Origin of the sequence: Solobacterium moorei (assembly GCF_036323475.1) — a bacterium.
Classification (GTDB): domain Bacteria; phylum Bacillota_I; class Bacilli_A; order Erysipelotrichales; family Erysipelotrichaceae; genus Bulleidia; species Bulleidia moorei.
The window spans coordinates 1388725-1408160 of record NZ_AP028934.1 but is presented as its reverse complement, the minus strand read 5'-3'; the positions used below and the strand labels follow the sequence as shown (position 1 = coordinate 1408160).

Here is a 19436-nt window from a genome sequence, read left to right as displayed (position 1 = left end):
GAATATTAATTGAAAAAACAGCCAATGATATAAAGGCTGTTTCAGAAGAATTATTTGTTCTTTAATTGTTCTAAAATCTTTTCTAATAGAACCGCTTCGTCACTCTTTGCAGGAGTAGCTTCTTCCTTTACTTCTGGCTTCTTGAGCTTGTTAATTGTCTTAACCATAATGAATAATACAAATGCTAATAGGAAGAAGTTAATTACGGATGAAATGAATGCACCAATCATCAAATTAACAGCACCCAAATGAATAACTACAGTTGAGAAGTCAACTTGGAATACAACACCTACTAATGGGTTGATGATATTGTCAATGAATGACTTGATAATAGCCTGGAATGCACCACCGATGATAACACCAATAGCCATGTCCATTACATTACCGCGTAACGCAAACGCCTTAAATTCTTCAATAAAATTCTTCATGTTTTTTATCCTCCAATATAGATTTTAAGTCGATAGTTTCATCATCTAGAATCAAGTAACTACCCATGCAGAATGGGTTGTTAGTTTTAAAGGCTGACGACTCTAAGATTGAAACCTCGCTAGCATTATATGATATTTCATAATGATTGCCACGTAAATCGCACATGAACTTTAGATTTTTTTGATTTGTGAAGCGATCTTTGATATGCATCAGCGTACGTTTACCATAGATTAACTTATAAACTGGTGCTTTAAAGCTATATCGTTGTTCAAAAGCATCCAGTGTTTTTTCAATTTGCAAATCATTCATTTCCTCTGAAAGAATGACACCTTTTATACCCGGAATCGATAAGAGGTATGCGATTGCATAAGAATTTACGACGTTAAGTGTCATACCTCCGATACAATCCACAAGTTCATTATTAAAATCACCAGCTTGGGAAACAACTGTATTGATAAGTGTTGTCCTACCCTCTTGTGATTCGTGAATTACAGGGGTAACTGTATTATTTTCGACCACATTTAAGTAATTTTCGCAATCAAATTCTCTTGGCTTCTTTGTTTGAATAATATACTTATAATTCCGATTAAACACATTCTCTGTGTGATAGTGATATTCTTGTTTGCCTTGTCTTATATGTTTAACAGCACGCAAATCATCTAACTTTTCTAGTGTTAATCTACGTGTTTCATTTATTACGCTAACTGGCAAGAAGACATTATCGATTTCTCCTGTAAAGTTTGCAATTCGGTATGCAAATGAACCAGTTTTCGCAAGAGCAGCTTCAATCTTTTCTTTTGTTAGTGGTGCGTTTTTAGCTTGTTCTAGATTCATAGAACTTTCTTGCATAACAATATGTTCACCATCAGAAACTGTCAGTTTTAAAGGTTGTCCAATTCTCGCTTCGTAGGAAACTGTAATATCGACTAGTCTTCTAAATTCTTTAATGTGATGTTGTACTTCATCTAACAGTCTAGTATCCGTTGTTTTATGTAGCTTTTGTCCTCTCTTAGGCCTTCCTTCTTTGCATTCCAAAGTAACAATCTGTCCAGGATTAGCACTATTCACTAATAGATTCTTTTGGTCATAAATTTTAACAGCTGTTAATCCAATATCTTCAGGTTCACTCAGAATACGTAAACCATCATGTTGGTAAAGCGGTTTTGAAAGCTTCACCTTTACCTTACCTTTATAGAAATCCACAACCTCGCCAATCACAACTCCTTGATGATTTGGACGATATTGATTCATACGTTCAGTAACATCATCATGGAATAAGTGACCTTCTGAAAATCCACGATTAAACATCAGTTTTAACTCTTCTTGACGTTTCTTTGTAACACGGTATGCTTCATTACGATAATAGGCATCTATTGCTTCACGGAATGTCTTTGTAATTAGCCATACATATTCCGGACGTTTCATACGCCCTTCAATCTTCAAACTACTAACACCAGCCGCTAATAGCTTTGGTAATTGATCAATAACATTCAAATCCTTTGGACTAAGAATATATTCCCCTTCCTCAAATTTAGAACCATCTTCTTTGTAGTATTTCATACGGCAACATTGTGCACACATGCCACGGTTAGCACTACGTTGTTTAGTAACTACACTAAACTGACATTGACCACTATAACTGATACAAATAGCACCATACGCGAATACTTCAATATCCATATCACTCTTACATGCCTTTTCAACTAGTTCTATTGGCGTCTCACGTGCTAATACAACACGTTTAACGCCTTGTGTTTTCATATATTCAATACCAGCCATATTATGGATATGCATCTGTGTTGAACAATGAACTTCAAAATCTGGGAAGCATGTACGAACATAATGAAATAGACCAAAATCCTGAATCAATAACGCATCTACATCATGGTCATATAAAAAACGAATTTGGTCTTTTGCTGCTTCGATTTCAGGTTCATATAATATCGTATTCATTGTCACATAAACTTTTACACCACGAACATGACAATAACGTACTGCTTCCGTTAACTCTTCTCTTGAAAAGTTTCCTGCAAATGCACGAGCAGAAAAAGAATTAAGTCCTAAATAAACTGCATCACAACCAGCTTGTACTGCCGCAATTAACGCTTCCATATTTCCTGCTGGCGCAAGTAATTCAGCCTTCTTCATAAAACCTCCTTAATCCTTTGGTACTCGTTAACCAGTTTCTCTAGCTTCATCTTTGCATTTGCGGCAGATGTACTAGGCAAACTAATATGTGGTATATCTAAATGAATATATTGTTCATACAACGTAGCTGCTTTCTTACCTGTAGTAACGATCAACTTTATGTTTGTTTTCTGAACCAATCCAGCGATATCATTCGTTTTAACATTCTTGATAGATGAATCAGAAGATCCTGCTATTGTACAGGAATGAATCACATCCCATATTGCAATATGATGCTTATGACAAAATAATGCATGGTCTGTAATTTCTTCATTGAATAAAGCCTCCATTACATACCAAAAACGATTTGTTTTATTAGCATAATACATCTTATCTTGTCTACTAATCACAGATGGAAAAGAACCTAATATCAATACTTTAGATTGTTCATCATAGATTGCTTCCAAGGGATGTATAACTTTTTTAACACTGGCTTTCATCAAAATACTTAGCCAATCCACCGATAGATGTTTCTTTCAAACTCATCGGTATACAATTACCAGTTTCCTTCATTGTCTCAACAATCGTATCGAAACTCACTCTATGGGTAGCACGAACTTTGTTCATATGAATCGCTAAATTCGCCGCATCAATCGCACGTAAGATACCTTGTGAATTACGTTCGATACAAGGAATCATAACATATCCCATAACAGGATCACACGTTAAACCCAAGTGATGTTCAATACCAATCTCAGCTGCGTATTCAATATCATTTAAGCTACCACCTAAAATATATGCAAACGCAGCACTTGCCATCGATACAGCAGATCCTACCTCAGCTTGACAACCACCAACCGCACCAGAGATTGTCGCATTATGTTTAATCAAATTTCCAAAGATACCACCAATAGCGAGCGCATCAATCATTGTATCTTTATCAATCTTCAAGTCATGGATGCAGTGATATGTTAATGCAGCGATAACACCACACGCTCCAAGCGTAGGTGCAGTTACTACTTTATGTGTATCAGCGTTTTCTTCGCCTGCGGCGTAAGCATAGCTCATCAGTTTTAAATCGTTTGCATAAGAACTTTTGCTTTTCAAGCTCTCCAAATATAACTTACGTGCAACACGTTGTAATTTTAACTTGCCAGGTAAAATTCCAGCTTCTGCAGTGATTCCTGCATGAACACATTCAACTTCTGCATCTATGATATCTAAAAGATGTTCACTTAAATTTGGTTCATAAGAATAGATATAAGAAAGCAGCGTTTTGTTCTTATCTTGTAATACTTGTTTAATTTCTTTTAGTGTGTTTTCTTGATATACTTCATCGTTCCAATCAAGATCTTTTTCTACAATGCGAATACTACCACCACCGATGGAAAATACAGTCCAACGTTGTTGTAGTTCATGTTTGTCATTATATGCTCGAATATAGAAACCATTAGGAAATTCCTCTTGCCACTCTAGTGAAAAGATTACTTTCACTTCTCCTAATAAAGTTTGTTCAATCACCGCATCAGTATGATGTCCTTTTCCTGTTAAGGATAAAGAGCCAAACAACTCTGCTTCATAGTATGGGAATGCACCAAATGTTTCATTAAAGAGCTTGCATGCTCTCTCAGGTGCTAGTGTATGTGAACTACTTGGTCCACGTCCAATTTTATATAGTTCTTTAATTGATTGCATGTTAACTCCCATTCTTTAATATAAACTGTTCAAAACCATTCTTAGGTTCAATTCGTCCTGCTTTGATACCTTGTTCAAGCGTTGCAAGTTCTTCTAAATACCGTAATAATGTCTTCGATTGTAGATGATAACAGCTTTCTAAACCTTTTTTAATTGCCCAATCATCCGCATGTAATCTTGTGGCAATCATGCTATCCGATAAGCCACGTTCATACAGTTTTTTAATGTTATATAAACTACGTAGCTTACTTGCAAGCATCGCAATCATCGCAACGTAGTCATAACGTGCTTGTAACATTTCATCTATTGCTAGTAATGTTGAAGATAAATCATGTGCTACAAATGCATTACTCATTCTAAAGATATTCAAATCTGCATTCACTGGTACGATATGCATAATATCTTCAAGATTCAGCTCTTTCTTTCCATAAAGATCAATCTTCACAAGAGCATTATGAAACTTCAAAGTATCATTACTAACACGTTCTAATAGCTCTGTTTTTGCATCACGTGTAAGTTTGAATTTATTCTCTTTTAACTGATTATCCACATACTTTTCAAACTCCCAAGGCTTCATGAGTTCAAATTTTATAACCCTAACGTCATAATTCGTTAAGAGTTTATATTCTTTTTTTCTAGTATCTGCAGGAAATGTATGACAATAAAATACCAGTAACGTATTAGGATTCGGATTTTTAAGATACGCTTCAAGGGATTTTAAGCGTTGTTCTTTCTCTGTCTCTTGTTTCTCTGTTTCTTTCTTAGATGTTTTTGCTACAGCACGTAAGAAGTGTGGTTCTTTAATAATGACCGCTTTCTTAGCTGAATCATCAAATAGCGAAAAAGTATCACAAGCCATCAATGCTTCATCAAAACGAAATGTCTTGGCATTTGATGCATCAAAGGTTGTGACATATTCTTTCACTATTGAAAACTCTTTTAAAAGAGTTGCTAAACGCTCCTCTTGTCGAAACATATCTTTTCCACTCAATAAATATACTGTCATACGCTAATTTATTATAACAATTTTCCCAGATGATGTTAGAGCAAAATGCTTATGAAAGATACCAAAAAATGAAATATCACCATAAGTCCCTGTATCCATCCACATAATCCCCCTTTTATTCATTTCTTTGATAACAGCACGTGACGGTAAATGACTCGTTAAATATGGTTGATTGGTACAGATGCAGACTTTTGGTTGAATACTATCAAATAGTTCTGATGGATTGGCATTTGTAGAACCATGATTTGCAAGTATCATCACATCAACATCTAAATGATCATAATGATTTAAAAAATACGTGATATCGTTATAGTCTAAATATGTAAACACGATAAAAACAAGTTGATTGTAATGAAAGTACCAGATTGGATGATCGGGATTTTCTAGGTTTAATTGATGCGTGAGGCTACTTTGAGGAGAAGCTATTATCTCTATCCCTTCCATGTCATCTGCTTTCTGCAAGATTGTATTAATTTTATTAATACCTTTTGCGTGTAAATAGCTTTGCAAATCTTTTGATATAACAGAATTTGACTCAGATATTACTGTTGCACAATTGGAAAGCATTGGCTTTAATATGATATTTGTATTTTTTGGACTATTTAAAACTGTCACTTCTGATAAAGGGTGTATCACCGATATACCAAGAAATATCACCATTAAACACGCAATAGTGTATATTCTAAATTTCTGATTTTTTAAAGATAAATATACAATTGGTACGAATATCGTCCCCATACCAATGATATTCCCGTAGATTTTTATTGATTGCATCATCGAAATCGTTCTAGAAACAATTGCTAAGAACTCAATAATGTTAAATTCCGTCCATAATTGAATAAACCCCATCATCCAAGTAAAACCCAAAAAGTAGCGTATCACCGGATAAAACAATAACGAAAGTAATTGTACTGATTGAAATTTAATACTACAAATGCATGTGATAATCAGTGTTGTAATAATTTTTCGATGTGATTTTATAAATAGAGTTTGTAAACGATAGATGAGTGGTATCTGAAACGATAACGAATATAGTGCATGAGGAAAAATAACCAATAAAACTACCGATGAGACTAGTATCTTTACTCTTGTAGGAATATTTGCAAACTGCAACAATCCATACAATAACGAATACACTAAAACAATTTGGTAATGATAAAAAATATTTAATAAGATAAGACACAGTACTTTAATAATTTTACGTTGTCTTTGTGTACTTAAAAACTTAATAACATACAACAGTAACCAAATACCCGCGATATATGAAAAGCCAATTTGATCAAAAATATCTGATATATCAATTCCTTTACTCTTGATACGAAAGATAATTTGATACAATATCTCTTTTTGTAGATTGTCATTAACCTTTTCAATTTGTTTTTGTACCCAAGACCGTAATGTGAAATGCTGTTGAATCACTTCTATTTCTGATTGATATGTATATCCATTAAAATTATTCTCTTTTGACCATTGATATAATGAAAACCCATAGAATTTTGAATCATAATCAAAAGAATGTATATGAGAACTGACTTCAACATCCGCATCAAACGGTAATGTTGTATTTGTATATATTACGATTCGGTTATCGTGATTTTCAATAATTGCATAATTACTTTTTACATCAACAATTCGATATGTATCTGAGCAAATAAAATGAATATGGGGAAAATACGTCATGCATAGGATACAGCTAAGAAAAATACAGCTTTTGAAACTATGATGTCGATACCAATATAGAATACATAATAGGAAAACAATTAATCTATGGATATCTTTCATATATAAACATAGAAGATACATCAGTAATACAAGTAAGGGATTTTTTATAATTCCTTTCATAAACAAATTTTATCTTTTATGAAATCAAACTTTGCTTGTCCTATCCCTTTCACTTTCATTAAATCTTCTAATGCTTGAAACAATCCATATTGATTACGATAATCAATTATTGCTTGTGCAGTTTTCTCACCGATTTTAGGAATTTGTAATAATCCGTTTAAATCAGCTGTATTAATAGAAATTTGATTAATTCTTATGTCATTTGATTTAGTTGGTATCGTTAAAACATCTTTATCATGTAATACTGTCTCTAGATTTAAACTTGATAGATCCGCATCCTCACTTAAACCTGCTTTCGATAATAAATCCTCTATTGTCGCATATGGATCTAAGGATATGACACCTTGTCTTAATACACCTCCATGTACAGTAACTTGAATCGAAGATTTATTATACTGATTTATATCAATAATGTGGAATTGGCCTGATGATAATATGATTAAACATAAAAAAACAGTAAGTAATAGTCTCATATGTCCTCCACTTACTGTATTTGTTGTAATCTTAGTGATTCCTTACTTAATCTTAATAATTTCAACTGTATAAGGATTTGCAACACGTACTTCACAAACATCGCCAACCTTATGGTCTAAGATCGCCTGTGCTAATGGTGTTTCATTAGATAGACGACCATTTAAAGGATCTGATTCTGTTGAACCAACAATGTTGTAAGTTACCTCTTCCTTAGTATCATTGAAAAATAATGTAACACTAGAACCGATATGAACAGCCGACTTCTTGCCAGCCTTCTTAGTATCAATAAGTTCATAGTTGCGTAGCATGTATTCCAAAGTCGCAATACGTGCTTCTATCTTTGCCTGCTCATCACGAGCCGCATCATAGTCCGCATTTTCCGAAAGGTCACCCTGTGCACGTGCTTCAGCTAATTCCTGCTTAACTTCTTCACGAACAACATGGATCAAGTTATAGTATTCGTCCTGTAATTTTTTTAGACCTTCTTCAGTAAGATATGTTTTATTTTCTTCAGCCATTTTATTACTCCTTACGCTTGGTTATTATAGCATTGTGTGCGTGATGACGCTACTGATTTTTGTTGTGAGTAAATCGATTGCAACCGTATTCTTTCCACCTTCAGGAATAATAACATCCGCATATTTCTTAGATGGTTCTACAAAGGCTTCGTGCATTTGTTTTACAGTTCCTACATATTGATTCACTACAGATTCTAATGTTCTGCCACGTTCTTTTACGTCACGTACCAGACGACGAATGAAGCGAATATCCGCATCGGTCTCTACAAAAATTTTAATATCGAGTAAATTACGAATCTTTTCTTCTTCTAAAACGAATAAACCCTCTAAAATCAATACATCGCATGGGTAACAATGTTCTGTTTCATTACTACGTGTGTGATTGACAAAGTCATAGATTGGTTTACAAATCACTTTATTCGCAATTAAATCTTGAATATTTTCAATCAATAAATCATTATCAAACGCAAACGGATGATCATAATTTGTCTTAATACGTTCTTCCATCGGCTTATGTGCTTGATCTTTGTAATAGTCATCTTGACGGATAATCAATACAGATTTCTTATCCGCAAATGTCTTCTTGATCGTTTCAGAGATTGATGTCTTTCCGGATGCACTACCACCGGCAATTCCAATAATAATCGGTTTACTCATTCGTATTTGCCTCTTTCACTTCTGATTTCATTAGTGTCTCATTTTCATCGTAGTACAAACGAATTGAAAATGGGATTTCATTTCGAAACATTTTTTCTAAGAAAATGCGGTCACCCTCCCAAAGTTCTAAATCTAGAACTTCATTTTGAGAAATGTATGCAAGTGTGCCCTCATTACACTCTTGAAGTGTACCTACATAATCATTTGACTGATATACATAGATTTCTTCATCTTCATGGTGATTGTAATGAAAATAGATAACACCACAATATTGTGCCGACTGTACTAGATACCCTGTTTCTTCCGTAACTTCACGCACCATGCATTCATATGGTGTTTCATTTTTCTTAAGCTTTCCACCTATACCTATCCACTTTCCATAATTTAAATCATGTTGTTTTTTATTTCGTAGCAACATTAACCATTTTCCATCGCGGATTAGATAACATACTGTACTTTTAATCATTTAAATTAACATGATCTTTCACGTTTTGATTATGCTCTGTAAGAGTCTTGGCAAAAAAAACTTCACCCGTCTTTGTGTCTGCCACAAAGTATAGATAATCTGTTTCAATTGGATTCAACACAGCTTTAAATACCTTCTCGCCAGGGTTCTCAATTGGTCCTGGAGGTAATCCTTTATGTAGATAAGTGTTATATGGGGAATCAAACTCTGCATTGACTTCACAAGCCTGCCATTTATCTGTTTGACGATCAAAGTCTATCGCATAGCATACCGTTACACTAGACTGTAACAACATACCTTGGTTTAAACGATTATAGAACACGCCTGCGATTGTACGAAGTGTTGTTTCATCGCCTCCACCTTCGTACTGTACGATACTCGCTAATGTATATAACTGATGAATAGAAAGCTTACTCTTAGCAATCGCATCTTTATTTGCTTCATAGACAACTTTTGTTTGGTCTAACATCTTAAGTGTTACATCCTTCGCAGTTGTCTGTTTATAAAGTTCATAAGTATTTGGAGCTATATATCCCTCAAGATAAATACGTATATTATCTTGGAACATTTCATCCGTAATAAATGGATATGTAGACTTCAAGGAAGAAATCCATTCTTTATCATTCCATAATTTGAGCAAGTCTTCTTCGGTAACATTTGTTACAGCCGCAATCTTTTCAGCGATATGCTTTGCCCAATCGCCTTCCGTAACAGTCACAGATACAGTATCACTAGCTGCCGCAGTAGCACTATTTAGCTTCTCTAAGATTGCACGTAAATCCATGTTGCGATTTAATACAAATGTACCAGACTTAAAATCACTTAATTGATAAAGTCTAATATATAGTTTTGCGACATTCACATCTTTGATTAAATTCTCATTTTTAAGATGTTGTAAGATATCTGCTGATGTATCACCAGCATTTACTTTGAACTCTACTTCTTCAGAAGTATTTGAAACAGCCTTAATTGATTGAGAATAATAAATATAGGAACTTACACAACCTACCGCTAAGATTAAAATCAATAATAGCGGAATCAAACTTCTCTTTTTTCTTCGCTTAGCCATGCTTATTCACCATCACCTTCACTGATAAATGCACCTAATACTTCTTGACACATTTCCCATTCTTCTTCGTCAATAACTTCATCCATTGATCCATCTTCGTTATAACTATATGCATAAACATTCCCTTCTTCATCATTTGGATCTGTAAATAATACATACTTCTTTGTCTTGTCGTCATTTTCAAACGTCAAAAGAATTTCAACTTCATGTTCATTGCCTGCATCATCAGTAATCATCATTGTATTGTTTTCAATCATACTATCATCTCTCCTTAAAAAAGGCGTTTTGCCGCCTTATTTTACATTGCGATCAAGCCAAGTCTGTAGTATCTGTACTGCAGCCAACTGATCAATCTTCTTTTTACGTTTCTTTCTTGATACGTCTGCCTCTAACAAAATACTTTCAGCGACCGCTGTTGTAAATCGTTCATCTTGCATCTTAACAGGGATACCAGACTCTTGTTCCAGAACTTCACCAAACTCTAGACATATCTGTGCACGAGGACCAACATCATCATTCAACAATAGCGGTAAACCTAGCACTATCACATCTGGCTTTTCACGATCGACAATATCTAACACTTTATCTAATGCCATATTGTAATCATCTGGTTTAAAACGAATCGTTTCAATTGTTCTTGCAATAAACCCCGTATCACTAAAACTGACACCACAAGTTACGCTACCAAGATCTAAGCCTAGATAGCGTGTCATTTAGTGATGAGCCTCTAAATAGAAACGTACTAATTCTTCAATAATTTCATGACGTTCCACGGATTGGATCAAACTTCTTGAATTGTTATGTGAAGAAATATACGCAGGATCATCAGAGATCAAATAACCAGCTAACTGATTGATAGCGTTATATCCTCTCTCACTTAATGAAGCTTCTACCTGTTTTAAAACTTCGTGGATTGTTTCACGACGAATCTCTTCAGAATTAAAGCTCATCGTTTCAGTCAAATTATTTTGTTTCATCATTTTGACTACCTCCATCTCTGTAGATATTTTATGTCATATTTCATAAAAAGTATATACAACAGCATCATTTCATTGTGTTTGTAACATGAAAACTGTCAAAAAATAGGCACCATATCGGCACCTATTCCTTAGCGATGTTATTGTGCAAGAATTTCTCTTACTAATGCATGTGCTTCTTGTACTTTAGAAGTATCCTTACCGCCAGCCTGCGCCATGTCAGGTCTACCACCACCATTACCACCAGTCAACTGTGCAGCAGCCTTCACAATATCGCCAGCCTTCTTGCCCTTGGCAATTGCAGTTTTCGAACTAGCACATACAAATGTCGCTTTACCATCTGTTGTATTAGATACGAATACAAATCCATCCACAAGCTTATTGCGAACATTTTCAGCATATGTCTTTAAGCTATTTGTATCAAAGCCATCTAAGCTAAGTAGTACGCAGGATAAGCCATTAATGGTTTCAGCCTTCTGTACTGCTGTATCCGCAGAAGATAATAGTTCTGCTTGTTTATGTGCATCATTATCCTTGCGAAGCTGTGCATTTTCTTCTTGTAAAGCGACTAACTTCTCTTTAAATCCTTGCCAAGATTGTAGCTTCATTAACTTCGCACATTCAAGTAAATACTGCTCCTCATCCTTGAAATCCTTATATGCATCAAACTTTGTTTCAGATGTAATACGTCTAATACCAGATCCGATAGATTCTTCAGATGTAATCTTAAACACGCATAAATCAGCCGTATTATTTGCGTGTGTACCACCGCAGAATTCCTTAGAGAAATCTCCCATTGATACAACACGTACTGTATCACCATACTTCTCATCAAACAATGCAATCGCACCAGAGTTCTTCGCAGCTTCTACAGCCATCACTTCAGTTACAATTGGTTGTGCTAAAGCAATCTGTTTATTGACAAGACGTTCAACCTCATTCAATTGTTCTTCTGTAGGCTTTTCAAAGTGTGTAAAGTCAAATCTTCCATACTCAGCACAGTTATAAGAACCAGCCTGGGCAATATGATCACCTAACACCTTCTTTAAAGCAGCCTGTAATAAGTGTAATGAACTATGGTTTGCACGTGTACGTTGACGTTTTTCATAGTCGTATTCACCTTCTAATACATCCCCTTCTGATACTGTACCCTCAACGATTGTAATGTGATGTAGCGGTTGTTTATGTGGAGCCTTTTGTACATTCGTTACATTTGCCTTAAAGTGATCATTCCAAACAACACCAGTATCAGCACACTGTCCGCCACTTTCCGCATAGAAACATGTTTCATCAAGGATAATATCACCCTCGTCTGTTAATGTATCAACACGTACACCATCCTTGAATAAGCCAATAACCTTACCCCTAGAATGTGTATCTGTATAACCTGTAAATTTACTTTCTTGTGTAAAATCCATTAAGTCAGCAGATTGACCATGCATGGATTGAATATTTCCACGTGCTTCTCTTGCGCGTGTCTTCTGAGCCTGCATTTCTTTATCAAAGCCTTCTAAATCAACACGGTAGCCTTCTTCTTCCGCAATCTCTGTAGTAAGTTCCTTTGGATATCCATAAGTGTCATATAACTTGAACATCACTTCGCCAGGTAAGATCTTAGTATCCGCATGTTCAGCCAATGCATTCTGTAAAAGTGCTTCACCGTTTGCTAATGTCTTGTGGAAAGATTCTTCTTCCTGCTTCACTAACTTTTCAATCAATGAAATCTTTTCCTGTAAATATGGATAGTAAGAGATCATATTATCTGCTACAACCTTTACAAGTTTATACATGAAAGCACCATCGATACCTAGCTTAATACCGTAGCGTACAGCACGACGCAATACACGACGTAATACATATCCGCGACCTTCGTTAGAGAACATCGCACCATCCGCAATCGCAAAAGTGACTGTACGGATATGGTCAGCGATAACGCGATATGCCATCTTATATTCTTTCTCACTGTAAGAGTGTTTAGCATACTTCTCTGTCGCATGGATAATTGGTAAGAATAAGTCAGTATCAAAGTTTGTTTCACCATCTTGAATCAAACATACAAGACGTTCTAGACCCATACCTGTATCAATATTCTTCTGAGGTAATTCTTTGTACTCATGGCGATTAACTTCACCAGGACGGCAATCATATTGAGAGAATACAATATTCCAAACTTCGATATAACGGTCATTCTCTAAATCCTCAAAGAATAACTTTTCGCCAATGCCTTCAGGGTCATACTTTTCTCCACGGTCATAGTACAACTCTGTATCTGGTCCACCAGGGCCACGGCCAATTTCCCAGAAGTTATCTTCTGTACGACGGATGTGGCTAGGAATCATACCTACCTGAACCCATTGGTTATATGCTTCGTCATCATCCGGATAAACAGTTACATATAAACGCTTAGGATCAAAACCAATCCATTCTGGAGATGTTAAGAATTCCCAAGCCCAAGTAATCGCTTCTTTCTTAAAGTAATCACCAATTGAGAAATTACCCAACATTTCAAAGAATGTATGGTGACGTGCTGTACGACCCACATTTTCAATATCGTTCGTACGAATTGATTTCTGGGCATTACAGATACGATTGGAAGCTGGCTTTTCTGAACCATCAAAATACTTCTTTAACGCTGATACTCCAGCATTAATCCATAACAGTGTTGGATCATTATGTGGAATAAGACTTGCGCCTGGTTCGATCATACAACCCTTTGACGCAAAGAAATCCAAGAACTTTTGTCTGACTTCATTTCCACTGAGTCGATATTGCTTTTCCATTGTTTTCCTCCTGAACAAATAAAAAACGTTCCCATATCCAGGAACGTTAACACGCGGTACCATCCTGATTCGCACAAAATGTGCGCACCTTAATTGCTCTGTAACGTAGAGATACGTTGCTGATTAAGCACTCTGTTAAAGGAAGCTTCAATATCACTTATGGAAGATTTTCACCAAACATCTTCTCTCTACGACACAGCCAATATCTACTTACCCTTTGTTATCGATTTCTATGAAATTCTAACATTAAAACACTTTAAAATAAAGCAATTTTCATCGATAACGTCAGAATTCAATGATTTCAAATGAAACTACATGAAAATCAAATCAATGACGATAGAAAGATGATATGGTACTCTTATTACGAGGTATTTAAAAATGACAACGATTTATGACTATCTTGATTGGCGTGGAGATCTTTCATTTACAACTGAACCTTTTAATGAAGTGGATAATACTATCCTTAGTCTTTTAGCTTATGTTCATTATGATGATATTCCTAACATAGAAACAACATTTCAACCACTTCATAAAGTGAGAGATGCATTTTATAAACTACATACACGTGAAGAAATTGCAGAAATAGAAACCTATAATGGCGTAAACGCTAGATTACTTGATAAGGTATGTGATATAGAACGCTTCAAAGATATTAAGATTGGTTATTACATCAGCTATTCTGATAAAGACTTTGTTGTCCAGTTTTCTGCAGTAACCTTTAAACTCGACGATATGATCTATATCTCCTATCGGGGTACAGATAATACATTCATTGGTTGGAAAGAAGATTTCTATCTATCCTATACAACCGGAACCAATGGACAAAAAGCAGCTGTCGCATATATCAATCAATTATTTGAGAATGAAACTTTACCAATCCATGTTGGTGGTCACTCCAAAGGTGGTAATCTTGCGATATACGCCGCATGTCATTGTATGGATTCCATTCGTAGTCATATTACAAAGGTTTGGTCAAATGATGGACCTGGCTTCCAGAGTGAAATGTTACAATCCCCTGCTTATCAATCCATACAGGAGAAAATCACGCTTATCATTCCAGACTCTTCAATTATTGGAATCTTAATGAATAACGTTGAACCAAAAATTATCAAAAGTACTGTCAATAACGTGCAACAACACGATGCCCTTACATGGATTGTAAAGCGCAATCATTTTGAAAAAGCAGAATCATTATCTGCCAACTCCGTATTCTTAAACAAAGCAGTTGATAAGTTCTTAGAGAATTTATCCGATGAGGAAGCGAAGATTGCGATTGACGCAATCTTTGCTATTCTTGAATCAACAGATGCAGAATCATTCGCAAAGCTAAAAGAAGGTGGATTTGATTCTTTAAAGGATATAATTACTGCCCTTCAAAAATTACCACCAGAGAAATCATCCGTTATTCTACGCTTAATTGGAACCATGATTTCAGATAGTGGTAACATACTCGCAAATGACTATATGTCAAAAGTTCAAGAACAATTCAATAAAGTCAAAGATTCATTTACCAAAAAAGACGAGAGGTGAGATTATTTTCTCACCTTTTAAAATCCATAATCACCATCTAAAAACTGCTTTAGTTTCTGTGTCAGTGTAGTCTCTCGTGGATGTAATTCTAATACCTGAATCCCACGTTTAAAAGCTTCAAGTTCTCCCAATATAATCAATACTTTACGTGCTCTCGTTACACCAGTGTATATAAGCTTTCTTTGTAACATGCCTGCATGTCTTCGAATAATCGGCATGATCACAATTGGATATTCACTACCTTGTGATTTATGAACACTGATGCAGTATGCCAGCGTAATATTGATCCAATTCTCTGGTTTATACTCAACAATGATTTCACCAAATTGACAGATAATCGTAGTCTTATGGTCTTCCGCATGTTTTGCGTCAATGATTTCTACTAATACACCAATATCACCATTGTATACATCATCGTCCGGTTGATTCTTTAACTGTAAAATCTTATCCCCTTCACGGAAAGTTATGTACCCTGACTTCACTTCTGCTTTGTCCTTCGATGGTGGATTAAACGATTCCTGTAAAGCATTGTTTAGGTAATCAATGCCTGCAACTCCTGCATACATTGGGGATAATATCTGAATATCATCAATCGAGTATCCTTTCTGCAATGCATCATCAACCATCATTAAAATATTACGTCGTATATCCTCAGGCATGCATGCAAAGAACTTCACATCATGATGATAATCACCAACAATCACATTACCTGTATTGATTGCATGCGCTAAATTAATGACATCACTATCTGATTGTTGACGATAGATATATTTTAATTCAATTAATGAAAATTCATTGGACTGTATTAAGTCACGTAATACACAACCTGGTCCAACACTTGGTAACTGGTCTTTATCACCAATAATACAAATTTTTTTAATTCTCTTACTAGCAAGTAATAAGTTATAGAACAACCAGTTATCCACCATAGAAAATTCATCCACAATTAAAAGATCTGCTAAAATAGGTTCTTCATCATTTTTGCCAAACGTATTTGTTTCTAAATCCCATTGTAATAACGAGTGAATGGTTGTGGCGTTTACTCCTGTTACTTCTGCTAAGTGTTTGGCAGCTCTACCAGTTGGAGCAGCACAGATAATCGATGAAGAAGGATACATCAATTTAAATAACTTAATCATCGCATTGACAACGGTTGTTTTACCTGTACCTGGCCCACCAGTCATTATCATAAATGGTCTTTCAAAAAAGACTTCTATCGCTTGTATCTGTGTTTCATCATATGTGATGCCTAAATGTTCTTGTATGTCCTCTAGATATGATAGTAATAACTTTGGATCATAAGGATCCATAAATTGATAAGGAAACTCTGCTAAAAATCTTGCGATACCGATTTCCGCATCATATTGTGCAATCGGAAAGATACGATTATCTTCACGATAAATATGATGTTTTAAGATAGCCTCATCAAAGATTGCTTCAAAATCACATGTTAAGGAACCCAACTCTTTAAAGAAAGTAGTCTCTAATGTTTCTAGACGTACATAGCTATTACCATCCCGCATACACAAATCACTTACAAGGGAAACAAGAAGAGCGTATAAACGACGATTGTCAGTATCGCTGATTCCTAAACTCTTACCGATTTTATCTGCAGTCTTAAAGCCAAAACCATCTATTTCTTCGATTAACCGATAAGGATTTTCATTTAATTTACTTAACGCTTCTTTACCGTAGATACGTGTTATCTTTGAAAGATTTCTTTGACTTAAACCATGGATATTTAAAAACTTTGCTAGTTCCTCCATACCATTATCAATTTGTAACCCCTCAATAATGGCATGGATTTGACGCTCAGATAAATCACCAATTTTTTCTAATAACGTATTATCTTCACGTATCAAAGTTAAACAATCTTCCCCTAATGCGTCTACAACTCTTTCTGCAGTCTTTTTTCCAATACCAGGAAAGTTTACGCCAGATAGATATCGAACAACGCCTTCTTTTTCCGTTGGCAATAATTTTGCAAGTGTCTGAATCTGAAACTGCATTCCGTAACGAGGGTGTTCAATGTAATTACCATTAATACGATATTGTATTCCCGTAACGATTTCCGGAATATTTCCAGTAACAGAAATTACTCTCCCCTTTTCATCATTGACTTCAAATTTCGCAGCAGTATAAAAATTCCCTTCGTTACGGAAGAGAATATATGTAAATTTACCAGTTAACGTAATCAATGAATTGTCCATGAATCTCCTTATTAATTTGTTTCAGGATGAACAAGTGCTTTTACATGTTCCATCAGATCTAGTCCATCTTTGTAGACTTTCTCAATCTTTCCGCCTGCAAACATCACATCGCCATCATAGAACACCGCCTCTTGTCCTGGCGTAATACTACGAATTTCCTCAGGGAATAACGCAGTCAAAGTACCATCTTCATTTAGCACAAGTTCAACATCATTATCAGCTTGACGATATCTAAACTTCGCATGGCACTGTAATGGTAATGTGCGATCAGCTAACCAATTGACACCAGTCACAATACAAGATGTAGCGTATAACAAGTCTTGATGATTTGCATCAACGACATATAGTTCATTTTTATACACATCTTTGCCAGCCACAAAGAATGGACCAATACCACCAATATCTAAACCTTTTCTTTGACCGATTGTATAGTACATAACACCTTGGTGTGTACCTACTTTCTGTTTAGTCGTTACATCGATAATATCCCCAGATTTCATTGGCAGATAATTACCGAGAAATTCACGGAAGCGACGTTCTCCAATAAAACAGATTCCAGTCGAATCTTTCTTCTTTGCGATAGATAAACCAAGTTCTTCCGCAATGCGACGTACCTCAGGCTTCTCAATTTCCCCAAGCGGGAATAAAACATGTTCTAATACTTCACGACGTATCTCGGTCAAGAAGTATGATTGGTCTTTATTATGATCAACTGCTTTACATAAAACATGATGATTACCCTCTTCACCAAGTCTTGCATAGTGACCTGTTGCCACAATATCAAATCCTTTTTCTTTCGCAAACTTCATAAAGCTATCAAACTTGATATATCGATTACATAGAATATCTGGATTTGGTGTTCTTCCTAATTTGTACTCATCAATAAAAGTCTGAAAGACATCATCCCAATACTCTTTAATAAAGTCGATACGTAATAGTTCTAATCCTAATTTAGCAGCGACATCTGCCGCATCCTTATAGTCTGCTTCTTGTGGACAAACTGGATCGTATAGCGTTGGATTTCCACTGAAATCTTCATTTGCGACTGAATCCCAGTTACGCATAAAAGCACAGGTCACATCATAACCCTGCTGTTGTAATAAATACGCTGCGACGGCGCTATCTACGCCACCCGATAAACCTACAAGTACTTTTTTCATACTGCCTATTATACAACAAAAGAAGCCCTAATGGACTTCTTTCTGAAATGCTGTTTGCATTGTTTGACAAGCTTTGAAATTTGGGCAGGTTTCGTTACAACTGTGATCTGCCAAACGACGTAACTCTACCGGTACAAATACACCGATTTCCTCTTCGTCATAGCCGACTTGGAAATTATTCTCACTCAATATGATTGGGCGTTTTAATACACTAGGATTACGCTTGATAAAAGTGATTAATTCATCTATCTTCATCGAATCAATATCAACATGCGATTCTTGAATAATCTTAGAACGCTTAGAGATGATATCATCACTACCATTTTCACTTCTCATCAATAGGTGCTTTATTTCGTTATCATTTAACAATGTCTTAAAGATGTTCTTCTCTATAAATGGAAGATTACGATCTTTTAACCATTGTTTTACTTTACGGCAACTTGCACATCCTGGAGATGTGTATACAACTATCATAATCATCCTCCTGTTTAGTGAT

The 19436-nt window shown here is 35.4% G+C and carries 19 protein-coding genes and 1 other annotated feature; of the genes, 1 reads left to right on the top strand and 18 read right to left on the bottom strand.

Going from position 1 to position 19436, the window contains the following annotated elements:
- Positions 1–50 precede the first annotated feature (50 nt).
- The 15 genes from mscL to alaS all read right to left on the bottom strand — a co-directional run bounded on the left by mscL (position 51) and on the right by alaS (position 14040).
- Positions 51–428, bottom strand: coding sequence for a large conductance mechanosensitive channel protein MscL (gene mscL, locus RGT18_RS07005; RefSeq protein ID WP_028077294.1), 378 nt, complete (start codon positions 426–428; stop codon positions 51–53).
- A complete protein-coding gene (locus RGT18_RS07000; protein ID WP_051240871.1) occupies positions 412–2577 on the bottom strand; it encodes a peptidase U32 family protein in 2166 nt (721 codons plus the stop codon). The genes mscL and RGT18_RS07000 overlap by 17 nt, the downstream gene beginning before the upstream one ends.
- Positions 2574–3056: a DNA-deoxyinosine glycosylase gene (locus tag RGT18_RS06995; RefSeq protein ID WP_028077295.1), complete on the bottom strand. Its 483-nt coding sequence runs from the start codon at positions 3054–3056 to the stop codon at positions 2574–2576. The genes RGT18_RS07000 and RGT18_RS06995 overlap by 4 nt, the downstream gene beginning before the upstream one ends.
- Positions 3040–4251 carry an L-serine ammonia-lyase, iron-sulfur-dependent, subunit alpha gene (locus RGT18_RS06990; protein WP_028077296.1) on the bottom strand — a complete coding sequence of 404 codons (1212 nt, stop codon included), beginning with the start codon at positions 4249–4251 and terminating at the stop codon, positions 3040–3042. The genes RGT18_RS06995 and RGT18_RS06990 overlap by 17 nt, the downstream gene beginning before the upstream one ends.
- 1 nt (position 4252) lies before the next feature.
- The gene (gene holA, locus RGT18_RS06985) at positions 4253–5257 is read right to left on the bottom strand and encodes a DNA polymerase III subunit delta (protein ID WP_028077297.1); all 1005 of its coding nucleotides are present in this window, start codon (positions 5255–5257) and stop codon (positions 4253–4255) included.
- 3 nt (positions 5258–5260) lie between these two features.
- A complete protein-coding gene (locus RGT18_RS06980; protein WP_156022762.1) occupies positions 5261–6937 on the bottom strand; it encodes a ComEC/Rec2 family competence protein in 1677 nt (558 codons plus the stop codon).
- 158 nt (positions 6938–7095) lie between these two features.
- Entirely contained in the window at positions 7096–7572 is a 477-nt protein-coding gene (locus RGT18_RS06975) for a ComEA family DNA-binding protein (RefSeq protein ID WP_006526472.1), read from the bottom strand.
- A gap of 42 nt (positions 7573–7614) precedes the next feature.
- Positions 7615–8091, bottom strand: a complete 477-nt coding sequence (greA, locus tag RGT18_RS06970) for a transcription elongation factor GreA (protein WP_028077300.1) — start codon at positions 8089–8091, stop codon at positions 7615–7617.
- A 24-nt stretch (positions 8092–8115) separates the two neighbouring features.
- Complete coding sequence (gene udk / locus RGT18_RS06965; RefSeq protein WP_006526470.1) at positions 8116–8748, bottom strand: uridine kinase; 633 nt, start codon at positions 8746–8748, stop codon at positions 8116–8118.
- Positions 8741–9214, bottom strand: a complete 474-nt coding sequence (locus RGT18_RS06960; protein WP_051240873.1) for an NUDIX hydrolase — start codon at positions 9212–9214, stop codon at positions 8741–8743. The genes udk and RGT18_RS06960 overlap by 8 nt, the downstream gene beginning before the upstream one ends.
- Positions 9207–10283 (bottom strand): endolytic transglycosylase MltG, encoded by a 1077-nt coding sequence (mltG, locus tag RGT18_RS06955; RefSeq protein ID WP_028077302.1) that lies wholly within the window; start codon positions 10281–10283, stop codon positions 9207–9209. Before mltG ends, RGT18_RS06960 begins: the two co-directional genes overlap by 8 nt.
- 2 nt (positions 10284–10285) lie before the next feature.
- Entirely contained in the window at positions 10286–10540 is a 255-nt protein-coding gene (locus tag RGT18_RS06950; protein WP_028077303.1) for a DUF1292 domain-containing protein, read from the bottom strand.
- A 36-nt stretch (positions 10541–10576) separates the two neighbouring features.
- Positions 10577–10996, bottom strand: coding sequence for a Holliday junction resolvase RuvX (ruvX, locus tag RGT18_RS06945; protein ID WP_006526466.1), 420 nt, complete (start codon positions 10994–10996; stop codon positions 10577–10579).
- A complete protein-coding gene (locus RGT18_RS06940; RefSeq protein ID WP_028077304.1) occupies positions 10997–11260 on the bottom strand; it encodes an IreB family regulatory phosphoprotein in 264 nt (87 codons plus the stop codon).
- 140 nt (positions 11261–11400) lie between these two features.
- The gene (alaS, locus tag RGT18_RS06935; protein WP_028077305.1) at positions 11401–14040 is read right to left on the bottom strand and encodes an alanine--tRNA ligase; all 2640 of its coding nucleotides are present in this window, start codon (positions 14038–14040) and stop codon (positions 11401–11403) included.
- Positions 14041–14076: 36 nt separating this feature from the next.
- Positions 14077–14273: a binding site (T-box leader), on the bottom strand.
- Positions 14274–14418: 145 nt separating this feature from the next.
- On the opposite strand from alaS, the gene RGT18_RS06930 reads away from it, so the two are divergent.
- Positions 14419–15570 carry an Mbeg1-like protein gene (locus RGT18_RS06930; RefSeq protein WP_028077306.1) on the top strand — a complete coding sequence of 384 codons (1152 nt, stop codon included), beginning with the start codon at positions 14419–14421 and terminating at the stop codon, positions 15568–15570.
- 17 nt (positions 15571–15587) lie between these two features.
- Here RGT18_RS06930 and recD2 read toward each other — a convergent pair whose 3' ends face one another.
- From recD2 to RGT18_RS06915, 3 genes are read right to left on the bottom strand one after another with little or no spacing between them, the layout of a single operon-like run.
- A complete protein-coding gene (gene recD2, locus RGT18_RS06925) occupies positions 15588–17780 on the bottom strand; it encodes an SF1B family DNA helicase RecD2 (RefSeq protein ID WP_028077307.1) in 2193 nt (730 codons plus the stop codon).
- Positions 17781–17791: 11 nt separating this feature from the next.
- A complete protein-coding gene (mnmA, locus tag RGT18_RS06920; protein ID WP_028077308.1) occupies positions 17792–18940 on the bottom strand; it encodes a tRNA 2-thiouridine(34) synthase MnmA in 1149 nt (382 codons plus the stop codon).
- 27 nt (positions 18941–18967) lie between these two features.
- Positions 18968–19414, bottom strand: coding sequence for a Spx/MgsR family RNA polymerase-binding regulatory protein (locus RGT18_RS06915; protein ID WP_028077309.1), 447 nt, complete (start codon positions 19412–19414; stop codon positions 18968–18970).
- Between the last annotated feature and the right edge of the window lie 22 nt (positions 19415–19436).

Excerpts from the sequence above, each read along its gene's own strand:
- ruvX (WP_006526466.1), bottom strand. The coding sequence starts at position 10,996 with ATGACACGCTATCTAGGCTTAGATCTTGGTAGCGTAACTTGTGGTGTC.
- greA (WP_028077300.1), bottom strand. The coding sequence starts at position 8,091 with ATGGCTGAAGAAAATAAAACATATCTTACTGAAGAAGGTCTAAAAAAA.
- alaS (WP_028077305.1), bottom strand. The coding sequence starts at position 14,040 with ATGGAAAAGCAATATCGACTCAGTGGAAATGAAGTCAGACAAAAGTTC.
- RGT18_RS06940 (WP_028077304.1), bottom strand. The coding sequence starts at position 11,260 with ATGAAACAAAATAATTTGACTGAAACGATGAGCTTTAATTCTGAAGAG.
- RGT18_RS06950 (WP_028077303.1), bottom strand. The coding sequence starts at position 10,540 with ATGATTGAAAACAATACAATGATGATTACTGATGATGCAGGCAATGAA.
- RGT18_RS06990 (WP_028077296.1), bottom strand. The coding sequence starts at position 4,251 with ATGCAATCAATTAAAGAACTATATAAAATTGGACGTGGACCAAGTAGT.
- mltG (WP_028077302.1), bottom strand. The coding sequence starts at position 10,283 with ATGGCTAAGCGAAGAAAAAAGAGAAGTTTGATTCCGCTATTATTGATT.
- RGT18_RS06930 (WP_028077306.1), top strand. The coding sequence starts at position 14,419 with ATGACAACGATTTATGACTATCTTGATTGGCGTGGAGATCTTTCATTT.
- udk (WP_006526470.1), bottom strand. The coding sequence starts at position 8,748 with ATGAGTAAACCGATTATTATTGGAATTGCCGGTGGTAGTGCATCCGGA.
- RGT18_RS06980 (WP_156022762.1), bottom strand. The coding sequence starts at position 6,937 with ATGACGTATTTTCCCCATATTCATTTTATTTGCTCAGATACATATCGA.
- RGT18_RS06975 (WP_006526472.1), bottom strand. The coding sequence starts at position 7,572 with ATGAGACTATTACTTACTGTTTTTTTATGTTTAATCATATTATCATCA.
- RGT18_RS06915 (WP_028077309.1), bottom strand. The coding sequence starts at position 19,414 with ATGATAGTTGTATACACATCTCCAGGATGTGCAAGTTGCCGTAAAGTA.
- mnmA (WP_028077308.1), bottom strand. The coding sequence starts at position 18,940 with ATGAAAAAAGTACTTGTAGGTTTATCGGGTGGCGTAGATAGCGCCGTC.
- recD2 (WP_028077307.1), bottom strand. The coding sequence starts at position 17,780 with ATGGACAATTCATTGATTACGTTAACTGGTAAATTTACATATATTCTC.
- RGT18_RS06995 (WP_028077295.1), bottom strand. The coding sequence starts at position 3,056 with ATGAAAGCCAGTGTTAAAAAAGTTATACATCCCTTGGAAGCAATCTAT.
- holA (WP_028077297.1), bottom strand. The coding sequence starts at position 5,257 with ATGACAGTATATTTATTGAGTGGAAAAGATATGTTTCGACAAGAGGAG.
- mscL (WP_028077294.1), bottom strand. The coding sequence starts at position 428 with ATGAAGAATTTTATTGAAGAATTTAAGGCGTTTGCGTTACGCGGTAAT.
- RGT18_RS06960 (WP_051240873.1), bottom strand. The coding sequence starts at position 9,214 with ATGATTAAAAGTACAGTATGTTATCTAATCCGCGATGGAAAATGGTTA.
- RGT18_RS07000 (WP_051240871.1), bottom strand. The coding sequence starts at position 2,577 with ATGAAGAAGGCTGAATTACTTGCGCCAGCAGGAAATATGGAAGCGTTA.